This is a genomic window from Enterococcus gallinarum (assembly GCF_021496385.1).
Lineage (GTDB): Bacteria > Bacillota > Bacilli > Lactobacillales > Enterococcaceae > Enterococcus_D > Enterococcus_D gallinarum.
The window spans coordinates 2,765,859-2,780,696 of record NZ_CP050816.1 but is presented as its reverse complement, the minus strand read 5'-3'; the positions used below and the strand labels follow the sequence as shown (position 1 = coordinate 2,780,696).

The following is a 14,838-nucleotide window of genomic DNA, read 5'->3' as shown; positions in this document are numbered from 1 at the left end:
TTAGTCAAAAAAAGGAGCGTGAGTATTTGAAGAGTCAACTAAAGAAAGAAATCACTTTTTTCGGAGCACTTTCGACAGTCATGGGAACTGTGATTGGAGCCGGGGTGTTCTTTAAAGCGGCTGCAGTGGTCCAACATACGCAATCCTCTGGCTTAACATTGCTTGTGTGGTTGATTGCGGGCTGTTTGACGATCTGTGGCGGACTAACGGTAGCGGAGCTAGCAACAGCAATACCAGAAACTGGTGGTCCTATTCGCTACATTGAACGAATTTACGGGAAATTGCCTTCTTTCTTGCTAGGATGGGCTCAAAGCATTATTTATTTCCCTGCCAATATAGCAGCGTTGAGTATTATTTTTGCCACTCAGTGTTTGAATCTGTTTCATTTTCCCGCAAGTTATCTCTTGCCGCTATCGTTGATCACCGGTACCAGTGTTAGTTTGATCAATCTATTAGGGACAAAAACCGCCGCAGGCGTACAGTCATTTACATTATCAATCAAATTGATTCCCATCGCATTGATCGTTTTAGTGGGATTGATGACACCAGGACGAGTGTCAGTCTCGGTAATCAATTTTTCTACAACAAGTGATGGTTCGATCATCGCAGGAATCAGCAGTGCATTACTAGCGACTCTCTTCGCTTATGATGGCTGGTTAGGTGTTGGAAATATTGCTGGTGAAATGAAGCGGCCGGAAAAGGATCTTCCGAAAGCGATTATCTTTGGATTAAGTTTTGTAACCTTGGTTTATCTCCTGATCAATCTTGTTTTCTTGAAAACATTGCCCTTAGAACAGATTGCTGGAAACTTAAATAGTGCTTCAGAAACCGCATTGCAGTTATTTGGTGATTTTGGGGGCAAACTAGTGACGATTGGTATTTTGATTTCAGTTTATGGCGCACTCAATGGGTATACGATGACCGGATTGCGGGTGCCTTATGCCATGGCACTCGAGAATGAAGTTCCATTCAGTTCGACCTTTGTTAAATTAACAAATAAAACCAAGGCTCCTTATGCGGCGGTTTTTTTCCAATTAGCAATTGCGTGTTTAATGATGTTGTTGGGTAGTTTTGATCTCTTAACGGATATGTTGATTTTTGTGATGTGGTTTTTTAGTGTGTTATTGTTTGTAGGTGTGATCTTGTTAAGAAAAAAAGCACCTGAGCTCAATCGTCCATACAAGGTTCCGTTGTACCCGATCACACCGATCATTGCTCTTTTAGGGGGCGGATTCATTTTAATAATGACGATACTTACGGCCCCTGTGCTTGCATTGATCGGTATTTTGATCACCTGTTTAGGGATTCCAGTCTTTTATTTCCAACAGAGAGGAGCAAAAAAATGAAAATTGTTGTTTTAGACGGCTATGCGTTGAATCCAGGAGATTTAGATTGGCAGCCATTAGCTGGATTAGGGGAAATCACGATTTATGATCGCACTTCCTATACAGATACGAAGGAGATCATTGAGCGAATCGGCAAAGCAACGGCTGTTTTTACGAACAAAACGCCCCTTACAAAGGAAATACTACAAGCATGCCCTAACATCGATTATATCGGCGTGCTGGCAACTGGCTACAATGTTGTGGATTTACAAGCTGCAGCATCTCAAGGGATTACCGTCACAAATATTCCCAGCTATAGTACGAATTCAGTAGCGCAAGCTACATTTGCTTTATTACTTGAGGTAACGAATCAAGTAGGGCGGCACAACCAATCCGTCCATCAAGGAGATTGGCAAAACAGTCCCGATTTCTCTTATTGGCAAACGCCACTGACTGAAATTGCCAACAAGACGATCGGTTTGATCGGCTATGGTACGATTGCTCAGGCAGTCGCTGAAATTGCTCATGCGTTTCAAATGAAGGTCATCTATTACAATCATCGACCAAAAACGCCGCAGGCTGAATGGGCAGAACAAGTTTCGTTGGAGAGACTCTTTCAACAAGCAGATGTGATCAGTCTCCATGTACCGCAATTTCCCGATACTGAAAGGATGATTGACGCCCGTGCATTGTCTCAAATGAAAAAGGATGTTATCTTGATCAACACTGCTCGCGGTGGATTACTAGATGAACAAGCGGTAGCAGAAGCGTTGTCAGCTGGACAAGTTGCTGCTCTGGCAGCTGATGTTGTTTCGAAAGAACCAATCACGGCTGACAATCCATTGTTGCATGCGCCTAACTGCTATTTGACGCCGCATATTGCGTGGGCACCATTAGAGACCCGGCAACGATTGCTAGCTATCGCTGTCTCAAATTATAAGCATTTCTTAGAGAATCAACCAGTCAACGTAGTGTCTGAGTAGTGACGAGTATATTGCCGACACTTGGTACTCCAGGTTGATTCTTCATCACAAATTTTGAAAAAAACAGCGAATGCTGATTAGAAAGTTTTCTTTTAAAAAGTTTCCCTCAAAGGAGTGGAAACTTTTTTTGTTTGGTCACACTAAAAGTAACGGCGAATGAATAAAACGATCTGCTAGGGGCAAGGAAGTTGAAGGGACACTTTATTTTTTCTTATTGGATTTTATTTGTGTAAAAAATCCCTTGCATTCAACAGGAGAATCGGTATAATTGGAAATAAGTTAGGCGTACCTAAAAAATAAATAAACGATACTTTAATATAAATGTAAAGGAGCACAAACTATGATCACATTTTCAAAAATTTCCGCCAGCTATGATGGGAAAAATCAAGCTGTCTCTGGAGTATCTTTCTGTGTTGATAAGCCGGCCATTGTAGGGATCATCGGACCGAATGGTGCGGGAAAATCTACCTTCATCAAAGCTGCACTGCAGCTGATCCCTTCTGAAGGACATGTCACATCGAATGGAATGGCACTCAATAAGTTCCAAAAAAAGATAGCCTACGTGGAACAAAAGACTGCAGTCGATTATACATTTCCGATTACAGTAAAAGAAGTGGTGTCATTAGGACTCTATCCGCAGCTTTCTCTGTTTCAACGAATAACGGCCAAAGATTGGCAGAAAGTCGCCGCTGCATTGGAGTCTGTCCAAATGGCTGACTTTGCTGAACGGCAGATCGGCGAACTATCTGGCGGTCAGTTCCAAAGAGTATTGATCGCTCGCACATTACTGCAAGAAGCGGAATTCATTTTTTTAGATGAACCATTTGTAGGAATCGATGCGATGAGTGAAGCAATTATTGTAGGACTTCTGCGTGAATTTCGCCAACAAGGAAAGACAATTTTTATTGTTCATCATGATTTAGGCAAAGTGACTGAATACTTCGATGAACTAGTGATGATGAATCAGCATTTAATCGCATATGGTCCGACGACGACTGTTTTTACTGAAACAAATTTGAAAGAAACATTCGGCGATACGATCATCGTGAAAGGAGGGGCTTAAGATGATTAGTCAGTTTATTGATGGATTAGTTCATTACCATTTTCTGCAAAATGCCTTGATCACCGCCGTAGCGATCGGTGTTGTTGCAGGGGTGATTGGTTGTTTTATTATTTTGCGGGGAATGTCATTGATGGGAGATGCCATTTCTCACGCCGTACTTCCCGGAGTAGCATTATCCTATATTTTAGGGGTGAACTTTTTTGTCGGAGCAATTTTCTTTGGTGTTCTTGCATCGATCATTATCACCTATATCTCTAATAATAGTTTGATCAAAAGTGATACGGCGATCGGGATCACCTTCAGCTCCTTTTTAGCTTTGGGAGTTATCTTGATTGGCGTAGCTAACAGTTCTACGGATTTGTTTCATATCTTATTCGGAAATGTGCTCGCAGTCCAAGAGGGGGATAAATGGGTCACAATTGCGATTGCTTTACTGGTCATTGCACTGATTATGATTTTCTTTCGGCCATTGCTGATCACTTCTTTTGATCCGATGATGGCGAAAGCTTTTGGAATGAATGTACAGGTATATCATTACTTGCTGATGCTGCTTTTGACATTAGTTTCCGTTACTGCGATGCAAAGTGTCGGTACGATCTTGATTGTAGCTTTGCTGGTTACGCCAGCAGCAACTGCTTATTTATTTACAAAACGCCTTAGCCATATGATGGTGATTGCAGGGATTCTAGGCGGTGCTTCTTCTGTGATTGGGTTATTTATCGGTTATTCCTTTAATATTGCAGCCGGATCAAGCATTGTCCTCACTGCAGCTGTTTTGTTTGTCTTAGGATTTCTCTTTTCACCAAAACAACAAACGAGTCCTGCCAAACGCTGGCTGACCACGGCAATGGTTTCTGCTGCCGCTGTTGCAGGAGGATTCTTGATTTATCAGCAAGCAGAGCAGGCGGCAACCGTTGATGACAAATTAAATGTTGTAGTGACCAATTCGATTTTAGCAGATATGACCAAAAACATCGCCGGGGACAAAATCAATCTCCACAGCATCGTTCCTGTAGGGCGTGACCCTCATGAATATGAACCACTGTCAGAAGATGTCCAAAAAGCCACTGATGCAGACATTCTATTTTATAATGGCTTGAATTTAGAGACAGGCGGGAACGGCTGGTTTACTAAATTAATGAACAACGCCAACAAAAAAGCGGGTGAAGATTATTTTGCCGTCAGTGATGGCGTGGAAGTCCTGTATCTATCGGATGACGCTGATCATACAAAGGCAGATCCTCATGCATGGCTTAATTTGGAAAATGGGATGATCTATGCGCGAAATATCGCCCAACAATTGAGTAAGAAAGATCCTGCAAATCAGGGGGTCTATCAAGAAAACTTGGAACACTATCTGCAGCAGCTTTCCGAATTAGACCAACAAGCGAAAGATAATTTTGCTTCAATTCCTGAAGAAAAGAAATTGATCGTGACAAGTGAAGGCGCCTTTAAGTACTTTTCGAAGGCCTATGGTGTGCCATCCGCTTATATCTGGGAAATCAACACCGAAGAAGAAGGAACGCCTGCTCAGATCAAGAATTTAGTCGACCAATTGCAAGCATCGGCAGTTCCTTCATTGTTTGTCGAGAGTAGCGTTAATACTCGCCCAATGCAAAGCGTGTCTCGGGATTCAGGTATTCCGATCTACGGCACTGTCTTTACAGACTCCATCGCTGAACCTGGACAAGATGGCGATAGTTATTATGCGATGATGAAGTGGAATTTGGAGACGATCTATAACGGATTACGCCAATAACGAAAACAAGCTCTTAAGTATCCTAACTATCCAAACGAGATAGGAGGATCACTTAAGAGCTTGTTTTAGGCTACAGCATGTTTTTCGGCGGGCACGAGATGATAGTATGTGATTTCTGGCGGCACAGCAAAGCGCGCTGGAATCGCCGTGGTCCCCACACCATTGGACACACTTAGAAGTGTGTTCGCGGCCAAAAGATAGAGACCATCTGTGTATTTGAGGGCGCCTTTCGTTTTCGCACGATAAAAGGGCACACGAATCTGGCCTCCATGGCTGTGACCGGATAGAACGAGATCATAGTCACGAATGTTGTCTACTCGAGAGACATAGTCAGGTTCATGGATCAAGAGAATCTGCCATTCTGCTAAGGTTGGCTCGTAATGGTAGTGGGCACTTTTGCTTGCACTATCGATCCCTACGATATTCATCGAGGTTTTCTCATCAGAGCCAAATACAGATTCATTGTCCAACAAGGTGAAATTGGCGTTTTCATACACTTCATTCACAAAATATTGCCCATCATTCAAATGATCATGATTTCCTAACACAGCGATTTTCCCCATTGGCGCATTCAATTTCTTTAACTTTTCAATGAGGCGGCTGGTTGAACGGTGAGGCCACTTACGGTAATTGTCGATCAAGTCACCCGTGATGATGATCAAATCAGGTTTGTTTAAGATCGTGGAACGGATGATGCGATTGATGCGTTGCGGTTTGAACCAACGAGAAAAGTGTAGATCACTGATATGTGCGACTACTACATTCTGTTCATTTTGATAAAGATCATAGGCTTTGGAAATATCAAGGACCGTTTGCTTTTCTTTTTTGATCAAATAATGCCGCTGTTTTAATCGGCGCGGCTCAATAATAAAGGCGTAAAAAAGCAAGCCCACAAGGAAGGAAAAGATAAAAATGAAGGTCAGCATAGCGGGTCTCCTTTTTTGTTTAGCTAACTAATAGCATAGTAGATTCACCCCAAAAAAGCAATCAAACAAAAGACATTCAGTAAAAAATTTTTTCCTTTTTTTTATTGATTTTCAAAAAATAAAAAAACAAATTCACTTTTTCCATTGTTTTTGTTTAACGATGAAAATATCCAGCTTAGATAACAAGAGCAGCAGTCAAGCACATCTTAAATAATAGGCGAAGGGCTCCTGCATTGCAGAAGCCCTTTGTAGGAAGTCTAAGTGTTCATGTCCGCATCCTTTTCCACTAGGCATGCATCTTAAATGTTGGCAAATCAGTTTCAATGTCAGCGTGGAATCAAGATTTAGGTTCCGCAAAAATCATTTGTTTCGCAGCCGTTGTAATCGGCGTCCTTTCTTTGAAGGAATCAATGCAGTCAAACAATCATAAGGAGTGGTGATCAGTCGCCAAGCAACTGCTTTACTAGAGGCAAACTCATAATTTCGCTTGAACAAAAGATGCCCGCTGATCAAGGCAAAAATAACCGCTGCAATCATGATCCATTGATCATCGAATGTTGTAAAATGATGAATCGCTGTGATCAAGAAAGGGTAGCTGTAAAAGTACACGGCTGTAAAAATAAAGGTCAAGTTTCTTGTCAACTGTCTGAGAGTGAGCAGAAAGAAAAGCGCTGAAAGCAACAAACCAAGAGGAGGAAAGAGTGTCACTAGAAACGAATAGACAACTCCCCAGAGAATCATTCCAGGACCTTTGACTAGTGCTGCAATGACAAAAACAAATAAAAGAAATAAGAGCTGTTGGGTAAATGTGGCTACAGTCACTAAACTAAATAGAATCAGTAAGAACCAGTGAGAAAATGTCGCTGTTTGATCTTTGGCAATCGGCTTTTGCTGCAATTTAAGCCAGTTAGCAAAACTTGGGAAATCTTTTTGGAAGTTTTGTTGAAAATTCCCGTTAAATTGTTGATGAGCATTTTGCTGACGATAATAGTGATAGCGTTGCCGTAAAGTACATTTTGTAAATGGTTTTGATTTTTCCATCTTTTCACCTCCGAATCTGATGGATCATAGGTCTATTATAGTCGACTGGCTTTTTTTCTCCCTCCACCTTTGGGCTGATTTTTCTTGATTGCTGAAAACTTTCTTTAGCAAATGAAAAAACAAGAAGGATTCGTTTCTTAAAGCCGCAAAATATGCTAGAGTATAGAGGAAACAAGGAGGAAGTTTTATGATTTTTGATTCACATACGCATTTAAATGCAGAACAATTTAATGAAGAGATTCCCGAAACGATTGCCAGAGCTCACGAGCTAGGAGTAACGAAAATGGCAGTTGTCGGATTTGATCAACCTACGATTGAAAAGTCATTGGCATTAAGTCAAGAATATGATGGGATATACAGTATCATTGGATGGCATCCAACAGAAGCGGGATCTTACACAAAAGAGATTGAGGCATTCATCCAAGAGCGCCTGACACAACCCAAAGTTGTAGCTTTAGGAGAAATTGGACTGGACTATCATTGGATGGAAGATCCAAAAGAGGTACAATCGGCTGTCTTTCGTCGGCAAATCGCGATCGCTAAAGAGATGCATTTACCTATCAGTATTCATACCCGAGAAGCGATCGAAGACACGTACCAGATTTTAAAAGAAGAAAAAATCACTGATATCGGCGGCATCATGCATAGTTTCAGTGGTGATGGCGAATGGGCAAAGCGCTTTTTGGATCTAGGTATGCACATTTCATTTAGTGGTGTAGTGACCTTCAAAAAGGCGTTGGATGTCCAAGAAGCTGCGCAAGTGGTTCCAATCGATCGTCTATTAGTGGAAACTGATGCACCTTATCTTGCACCAATGCCTTACCGAGGAAAACGTAATGAACCAGGGTATACCCGCTATGTAGTCGAAAAAATCGCGGAACTGCGTCAGATGTCTTTTGAGGAAGTCGCCAAGCAAACGTATATCAATGCTGAGAAGTTGTTCAACCTTTATGAAGGATAGATGGAGAATCGAAGAGATCATTGTCGTCGAAGGGAAAGACGATACGCGCCGATTGCAAGAAGTGTTTGATGTCGATACGATTGAAACGATCGGATCAGCGATTGACGAAACCATCTTAAGTCAAATTGAACATGCCCAAGAGACTCGTGGCGTGATCGTTTTTACAGACCCTGATTTTTCAGGTGAAAAAATTCGTAAAATCATAATGGAAGCTGTCCCGGCTGCCCAACATGCCTTTTTGCCTCGAAGCCAAGCTGCACCAAAGAAAAAGGGCAGTTTAGGAGTGGAACACGCTAGTGATGAAGCGCTTAGAGAAGCACTTCGCAAAGTCGTCACGCCAGTCAGTCAGCAAGATGAAGACGAGAGTGAGAAAATTTCTCGTCAAGTTTTAGCAAGCTATGGGCTGATTGCTGGTGAGCAAGCACGAGCAAAACGGGAAAAACTCGGAGATGTTTTACGAATCGGTTATACGAATGCCAAACAGTTGGAAAAACGTCTTGCCATGTTTCGTATTACTGAAACAGAATTGGCTGAAGCAATGAAGATAGTGGAGGAAGAATTGTGAAAGAACAAAGGGATATTGCAACCCCATCAAGAACGAAAGAAATATTAGCAAAACATGGCTTTACCTTCAAAAAGAGCCTGGGGCAGAATTTCTTGACTGAACCTAATATTTTGCGCAAAATCGTTGCGACTGCTGCAATCGATGATCAAACAAATGTGATAGAAGTCGGACCGGGGATCGGCGCTCTGACCGAGCAATTGGCGAAACATGCGCGTCAAGTCCTGGCTTTTGAGATTGATGACCGTTTGATTCCAGTTTTACAAGATACATTGGCTCCTTATTCGAACATTCAAGTGATTCATCAAGATGTTTTACAAGCAGACTTGTCTACAATGATCAGAGAAGCTTTTACCGATGAACGGCCAATCAAAGTCGTAGCGAATCTTCCTTACTATATTACGACGCCGATCATGATGCATTTCTTAGAATCACAGGCACCAATCCAAGAAATGGTTGTCATGATGCAAAAAGAAGTGGCTGACCGTATTTCAGCTGTTCCAGGAACGAAAGCGTATGGCTCTTTATCGATCGCTGTCCAATACTACATGGAAGCAGAGCTTGCTTTTATTGTCCCTAAGACGGTTTTTGTGCCCCAACCAAATGTGGATTCCGCAATCTTGAAGCTGACTCGTCGTGCAACTCCTGCGGTTGAAGTAACAGATGAAAAAGAATTCTTCAAGTTGACGAAGGCAGCCTTCCAATTACGACGGAAAACGTTGTGGAATAACCTGCAGAATTCCTATGGAAAAGATGAAAAAACGAAAGAATGGCTTAAAGCGAGTTTAGCTGCCAGTGAAATTGATCCAACTCGTCGCGGAGAGACATTGTCATTAGCAGAATTCGCACGTTTGAGCAATGAAATGCTGGCGCACAAAAAGGGACTTGAAATAAATGAATAATGAAACAGCAGGGGCTGTGGCATAAGTGAGGCAACAAACTGAATATCTGAAGGAAAGGGGAAAGGACCTATTCCAACCGTATCGTTGGTTCAAGGGGCACTTTTAACAGCATTCGCTACCTTATCTCCTTCAGGTATTTTTGTCTGTTCATACTTAGGTCATCGTCCTGTTTTTTGTGTCTTGACACCTTGGTGTTTTCAAGCTACAATGAGCGAGATAAATGTGTCAAGACACATTGAAGGAGGAATTATTCATGAAGAAACATTCAGTACGTCATTTAACGATTGCAGCACTTTTGATTGGTATGGGAATCGTTATTCCAATGGTGATGCCCAAGATCGTCATCGGGCCGGCTTCCTTTACTTTAGCTAGCCATGTGCCATTGTTTGTGGCGATGTTCTTTTCACCAGGGATGGCGATAGCAGTAGCTTTAGGTACCACATTTGGCTTTTTTATCACATTACCGCCGATCATTGCTTTGCGGGCATTGTCACACGTTGTTTTTGCCGTGATCGGGGCATTTTATTTACAAAAAAATCCAAGTATTTTATTAAAGAACGGCAAGCCAACATTATTCAATGCTCGTTTTCAAGCCTTTAATCTTGTGATTGGCCTTATCCATTCTATTGTGGAAATGCTTGTTGTAGCTGTTTTCTATTTTACCGGCAATGTACCAGGCACCGCGTTTGATGGCAATTTTTACTACTTCTTGTTTGTCTTGATGGGTATCGGTGGCTTGATCCATAGTTTGATAGATTATAACTTAGCCTATTTTGTTGCAGGAGCACTAAGCAAACAGTTCGATATTCGTTCCTTTTCAAGCGCAAAAAAACTATTACTAGGAAAAAAGAAACAAGTCCTTTCTTGATTTAGACAACAAATACAAAGCGTAATGGTAAATGCTAAGGGAACTTTCTCCATGTTCTCTTAGCTTCTTTTTATGCTCATTTAGGGATGGTCTAAATCATTGGATTCAACGCTTTGAGAAGCATTGTTTTCCTAAATTATGGTTCTAAAACATAAATTCTTTTCGTTCCTTTGACATTCAAGGTATAATAGTCAAAGAAGAAAGGAGTAAACTGATGAAAAAGAAAAGCATTCGTTTGCTTTTAGGTCTGCTCACCTTTAGTTTGTTCTTTATCTTGCTTTTCTATGATAAAGCTGGAGCAACTCCTTATGTGAAGAAGCAAGAACAAGCGGCACAATCGGTGACTTCGATATCAGGACTGGATCTGACTGCAGAAAAAGAAGAGCCCGTGATTCGATTAGATGTACCATTGGAAAGCCAATTTGATCCAGAATATTTAGGGAATGGCTGTGAAGTCACTGCTTTATCCATGCTGTTGAATTTCTACGGATATGATACAAATAAAAATGAGCTGGCTGCCAAATTAGACTATGTCCCTGTTTACGCAGATGAAACTCATCGAGGAGACCCACGAGAAGGTTTTGTAGGGAATATTTATGGCGGCGATGGAGCAATGGGGGTTGCGGTAGAACCAATCGCCAAAGTTGCGAGCCAGATGGTAGGGGCATCCTATCAAGTGGTAAGTGGTCGAGGCAAATCTTTTGATGAGATTATTGAAGTTTTGGAGCAGGGCACGCCTATCTGGATGATTGCTACCCTTGAATTGCAAGTACCAACCAATGCTGATTTTTTTGAGTGGCCGACGCAATCGGGAATGATCTACGAAACGACATTGATCCATTCCGTTGTTATTACTGGAATAGATGGAGACAAAATGTATGTCAACGATCCTTATGGCTACAAGGATCGTGAAGTTTCACGAGATGATCTGCAAGAAATCTATGAACAAATGGATCAACAATATCTCTATCTTTCAGAGAAATAAGCCAAAGTCTTAAAAGCGGATTGACATTGAATGGAAGAACGATTATAATTCTTAGAAATTACAAATAGAGATGAAACGTTGAAGAGAAGAGTAAGCGCTACGTTGAAGGTACAGAGACTCCGGTTGGTGAAAAAGGAGACATGAGACAGGCGTTGAAGATGAGCTCTGAGTTTTTATTTGGTTCACGCCAAATAGACGGTATGCGCCCGATAACGCGCCAAGTATCATTGGTACTGTTGAGGTGCACGCCTGCAAAGGCAGCACGAATTAGGGTGGTAACACGAGTCAGTCGTCCCTTTTATCGTTAATGTAACGATAAAAGGGACGACTTTTTGCTGTGAATCACTGCGACTGACATGCAAAGCATGGCATGCAAGTCCTTCTTAGCGAACTATGCTTAGAAGCGACTGTAGGCGAAGCGCAGAGTAGACGAGCAGATGATGAACAGTACTAGGGGACCGAAGGGAACGTAGTCACCACGTCCCGAATCACTGCGACTGACATGCAAAGCATGGCATGCAAGTCCTTCTTAGCGAACTATGCTTAGAAGCGACTGTAGGCGAAGCGCAGAGTAGACGAGCAGATGACGAACAGTACTAGGCGACCGGAGGGAACGTAGTCACCACGTCCCGAATCACTGCGACTGACATGCAAAGCATGGCATGCAAGTCCTTCTTAGCGAACTATGCTTAGAAGCGACTGTAGGCGAAGCACAGAGTAGACGAGCAGATGATGAACAGTACTAGGGGACCGAAGGGAACGTAGTCACCACGTCTCGAATCACTGCGACTGACATGCAAAGCATGGCATGCAAGTCACACTGAACCAACCATGTTCAGAAGCAATGATAGGTGAAACCACGAGAAACGATAAGGTAATAAAAAGTAAATGTTCATAGGAGTCGATTGAAAAAGGAGTGAGAAGATGCCAATCATCATCCCCAAAGAATTACCGGCAGCAGCTATTTTGCAGCACAACATTTTTGCTTTACAACAAGAGCGAGCTATCAAACAAGAAATTCGCCCTTTGAAAATTGCGATCGTCAACTTGATGCCGCAAAAAATCACTACAGAAAATCAATTGTTGCAGCTTTTGTCCCAAAGTCCTTTGCAAATCGAAGTAACATTATTGAAAATGCAGCAACATGAAAGCAAAAATACTAGCTCGACTCATCTAGACAAGTTTTATGTCGCATTTAAGGCAGTCAGTGAGGAACGTTTCGATGCCTTGATCATTACAGGAGCACCAGTCGAAAAAATGCCTTTTGAAATGATTGATTATTGGCAGGAACTTCAGGAAGTCATGGCTTGGAGTCAAACAAATTGCACATCGGTATTGCATATCTGCTGGGGAGCACAAGCTGGGCTGTACTATCATTATGGTATCGAAAAAGTGCTTCATAAGCAAAAACTTTTTGGTATTTTTGAACAGCGAGTGATCCAGGCTCATCCGCTGATACGAGGGTTTAATGATTCCTTCATGATGCCCCATTCTCGTTATACGGGGATCAATGAGGCGCAGCTGCAACTTGCACCTCTGAATGTGCTTGTTACAGGAATAGAGACCGGTCCAGCACTCTTAGTTTCCCATGACCATAAAAATAGTTTTCTTTTAGGGCATTTGGAATACTATACAGAAACGTTGAAAGAAGAATATTTGCGAGATAAAGCCAAAGGGCTCAAAACGGCACTCCCCAAAAATTATTTTTCCGACCAGCAAGGAACGGTCATCAATCGCTGGCGAGGGCATGCGTCCTTGTTTTTCAGTAACTGGATCCACGAAACCTACCAGCGCACGCCCTATGATTTACAGATTCTGCCAACGCGTACTGGTTATTATATAGGTAATGAATGGGAGGGCGGACATAGGCGGCAGTGACTTTAGTCAATGTTTTTTTCAGTGAAACAAAAGAGCGCTAGACAAAGAAGGTTGATCTGAAAAGCCCGCTAGTTTTAAACCAGTGACTGCTGTACTCATTTACTGCTACCCTCCATCAATGGTCAAGTTTTCCACAGCGAATGATCAAAACAGCTCATTTTGCTTCATTGTTTCACAAAAGGCTATGATTGCTTCATTCTACTCATCAACGAACAATTTGGCAGTTAAGGCAACTAGTTTCACTACTATCGTCAGAATCTTGCGACAACGACTTTATCCCGCTTCATTGAGCACACTAAACAAAGAAAGGAAAATACGATTATGACTGTTGATATGACGACTTTTTTAGCACAACTAGGCAATCGTTCGGATCAAGCGACGGGAGCTGTCAGTGCACCAATCTATCTCTCTACCACCTATGCGCATCCTGAATTAGGTCAAAGTACCGGTTATGATTATACACGTACCAAAAACCCGACGAGAGAGCTATTAGAATCCGGACTGGCTACCTTAGAAAATGGCGCTCGAGGAATCGTCACGAGCTCAGGTATGAGTGCGATCGCATTGATTTTTGAACTTTTCCCAAGCGGTAGTGAATTTCTCGTATCAAGAGATTTATATGGGGGTAGTTATCGTTTTTTTGAAGAGTTACAAGCGCGCCAGATTGCTTATTTTCATTATTTCAATACGCTAAACGAACTTGAAGAACAAATCAGTTCAACGATTGCGGCGGTCTTTTTAGAAACTCCGACAAATCCATTGATGACAGAAATCGATGTGTCTGCGGTCGCCGAGATCGCGCATCAAGTCAATGCTTTACTCATCGTTGACAATACTTTTTTGACACCATTGAGACAAAAACCGTTGGAACTAGGCGCAGACCTCGTTCTTCATTCTGGGACCAAGTTCCTGACAGGTCACAATGATATTTTGGCTGGTGTGATCATTGCAAAAGAAGTCTCCCTTGGTGAACGCTTGACCTATCTTGCCAATACCACTGGCCCAACTTTAAGCAGCTTCGACTGTTGGTTGTTCATTCGCAGTTTAAAAACGTTGCCGTTACGGTTTGAAAGACAAGAGCAAAACGCAAAAGAAATCGCTGCGTTTTTAAAACGCCAGCCAGCAATCAAAGATGTACTGTATCCTGGTGTAGGAGGTATGATCAGTCTTCGGTTAAAGGAGGCAGTGAAAGTCCGTTCATTTTTGAAGGAACTCTCAATTTTTACATTTGCTGAAAGTTTGGGCGGAGTTGAAAGTCTCATCACTTATCCTACGACGCAGACACATGCAGATATCCCTAAAGAGTTGCGGGAGTCCTATGGTTTGACGCCGGATCTCTTGCGGCTCTCTATTGGGATCGAGAATAGTCAGGACTTGATTGCGGATCTTACGCAGGCATTGTCTTACATCTAAAAAAACCCCTTTTTGCGAGTACTATAGAAAGATATAGCGCAAGGCTTTACTAGAGTTTCTTTATTGACAGTTTTTGGTGTATAAGATAAAGTTACACTACATATGAATAGTTAGTCCGATGATCAACTGACTACAGCAGGAAATGTAAAGTTGTAGTTAAGTACTAAGTATT

13 protein-coding genes are annotated in these 14,838 nt (G+C 42.1%); 11 read left to right on the top strand and 2 right to left on the bottom strand.

Going from position 1 to position 14,838, the window contains the following annotated elements:
• The first annotated feature begins 26 nt into the window (after positions 1 to 26).
• The 4 genes from HED61_RS13615 (at position 27) to HED61_RS16950 (ending at position 5,130) form a co-directional block, all read left to right on the top strand.
• Positions 27 to 1,346, top strand: coding sequence for an APC family permease (locus tag HED61_RS13615; RefSeq protein ID WP_219644932.1), 1,320 nt, complete (start codon positions 27 to 29; stop codon positions 1,344 to 1,346).
• Positions 1,343 to 2,308, top strand: coding sequence for a D-2-hydroxyacid dehydrogenase (locus HED61_RS13610; protein WP_219644933.1), 966 nt, complete (start codon positions 1,343 to 1,345; stop codon positions 2,306 to 2,308). The genes HED61_RS13615 and HED61_RS13610 overlap by 4 nt, the downstream gene beginning before the upstream one ends.
• Positions 2,309 to 2,648: 340 nt before the next feature.
• Positions 2,649 to 3,371: a metal ABC transporter ATP-binding protein gene (locus HED61_RS13605; protein ID WP_003125966.1), complete on the top strand. Its 723-nt coding sequence runs from the start codon at positions 2,649 to 2,651 to the stop codon at positions 3,369 to 3,371.
• Between the two features lies 1 nt (position 3,372).
• Positions 3,373 to 5,130 (top strand): metal ABC transporter solute-binding protein, Zn/Mn family, encoded by a 1,758-nt coding sequence (locus HED61_RS16950; protein WP_081131482.1) that lies wholly within the window; start codon positions 3,373 to 3,375, stop codon positions 5,128 to 5,130.
• A gap of 65 nt (positions 5,131 to 5,195) precedes the next feature.
• On the opposite strand, the gene HED61_RS13590 is transcribed toward HED61_RS16950, so the two are convergent.
• Positions 5,196 to 6,056, bottom strand: a complete 861-nt coding sequence (locus HED61_RS13590; RefSeq protein WP_005470881.1) for a metallophosphoesterase — start codon at positions 6,054 to 6,056, stop codon at positions 5,196 to 5,198.
• 360 nt (positions 6,057 to 6,416) lie between these two features.
• Entirely contained in the window at positions 6,417 to 7,097 is a 681-nt protein-coding gene (locus HED61_RS13585) for a hypothetical protein (protein WP_103299472.1), read from the bottom strand.
• A gap of 187 nt (positions 7,098 to 7,284) precedes the next feature.
• Here HED61_RS13585 and HED61_RS13580 point away from each other — a divergent pair, with 187 nt between their 5' ends.
• From HED61_RS13580 to HED61_RS13550, 7 genes are all read left to right on the top strand, one after another.
• Positions 7,285 to 8,058, top strand: coding sequence for a TatD family hydrolase (locus HED61_RS13580; RefSeq protein WP_081131481.1), 774 nt, complete (start codon positions 7,285 to 7,287; stop codon positions 8,056 to 8,058).
• Complete coding sequence (gene rnmV / locus HED61_RS13575; protein WP_005470883.1) at positions 8,048 to 8,623, top strand: ribonuclease M5; 576 nt, start codon at positions 8,048 to 8,050, stop codon at positions 8,621 to 8,623. Before HED61_RS13580 ends, rnmV begins: the two co-directional genes overlap by 11 nt.
• Positions 8,620 to 9,522 carry a 16S rRNA (adenine(1518)-N(6)/adenine(1519)-N(6))-dimethyltransferase RsmA gene (rsmA, locus tag HED61_RS13570; protein WP_003125972.1) on the top strand — a complete coding sequence of 301 codons (903 nt, stop codon included), beginning with the start codon at positions 8,620 to 8,622 and terminating at the stop codon, positions 9,520 to 9,522. The genes rnmV and rsmA overlap by 4 nt, the downstream gene beginning before the upstream one ends.
• Positions 9,523 to 9,775: 253 nt before the next feature.
• The gene (locus HED61_RS13565) at positions 9,776 to 10,390 is read left to right on the top strand and encodes a hypothetical protein (RefSeq protein WP_003125974.1); all 615 of its coding nucleotides are present in this window, start codon (positions 9,776 to 9,778) and stop codon (positions 10,388 to 10,390) included.
• A gap of 214 nt (positions 10,391 to 10,604) precedes the next feature.
• Positions 10,605 to 11,375, top strand: coding sequence for a C39 family peptidase (locus HED61_RS13560; protein WP_373368121.1), 771 nt, complete (start codon positions 10,605 to 10,607; stop codon positions 11,373 to 11,375).
• Positions 11,376 to 12,299: 924 nt separating this feature from the next.
• Positions 12,300 to 13,253: a homoserine O-succinyltransferase gene (locus tag HED61_RS13555; RefSeq protein WP_219644934.1), complete on the top strand. Its 954-nt coding sequence runs from the start codon at positions 12,300 to 12,302 to the stop codon at positions 13,251 to 13,253.
• A 321-nt stretch (positions 13,254 to 13,574) separates the two neighbouring features.
• Entirely contained in the window at positions 13,575 to 14,666 is a 1,092-nt protein-coding gene (locus HED61_RS13550; RefSeq protein WP_081131476.1) for an aminotransferase class I/II-fold pyridoxal phosphate-dependent enzyme, read from the top strand.
• The last annotated feature ends 172 nt before the right edge of the window (positions 14,667 to 14,838 follow it).

Coding starts and splice junctions, on each gene's coding strand:
- HED61_RS13610 (WP_219644933.1), top strand. CDS start 1,343: ATGAAAATTGTTGTTTTAGACGGCTATGCGTTGAATCCAGGAGATTTA.
- HED61_RS13605 (WP_003125966.1), top strand. CDS start 2,649: ATGATCACATTTTCAAAAATTTCCGCCAGCTATGATGGGAAAAATCAA.
- HED61_RS16950 (WP_081131482.1), top strand. CDS start 3,373: ATGATTAGTCAGTTTATTGATGGATTAGTTCATTACCATTTTCTGCAA.
- HED61_RS13590 (WP_005470881.1), bottom strand. CDS start 6,056: ATGCTGACCTTCATTTTTATCTTTTCCTTCCTTGTGGGCTTGCTTTTT.
- HED61_RS13585 (WP_103299472.1), bottom strand. CDS start 7,097: ATGGAAAAATCAAAACCATTTACAAAATGTACTTTACGGCAACGCTAT.
- HED61_RS13580 (WP_081131481.1), top strand. CDS start 7,285: ATGATTTTTGATTCACATACGCATTTAAATGCAGAACAATTTAATGAA.
- rnmV (WP_005470883.1), top strand. CDS start 8,048: ATGAAGGATAGATGGAGAATCGAAGAGATCATTGTCGTCGAAGGGAAA.
- HED61_RS13565 (WP_003125974.1), top strand. CDS start 9,776: ATGAAGAAACATTCAGTACGTCATTTAACGATTGCAGCACTTTTGATT.
- HED61_RS13560 (WP_373368121.1), top strand. CDS start 10,605: ATGAAAAAGAAAAGCATTCGTTTGCTTTTAGGTCTGCTCACCTTTAGT.
- HED61_RS13555 (WP_219644934.1), top strand. CDS start 12,300: ATGCCAATCATCATCCCCAAAGAATTACCGGCAGCAGCTATTTTGCAG.
- HED61_RS13550 (WP_081131476.1), top strand. CDS start 13,575: ATGACTGTTGATATGACGACTTTTTTAGCACAACTAGGCAATCGTTCG.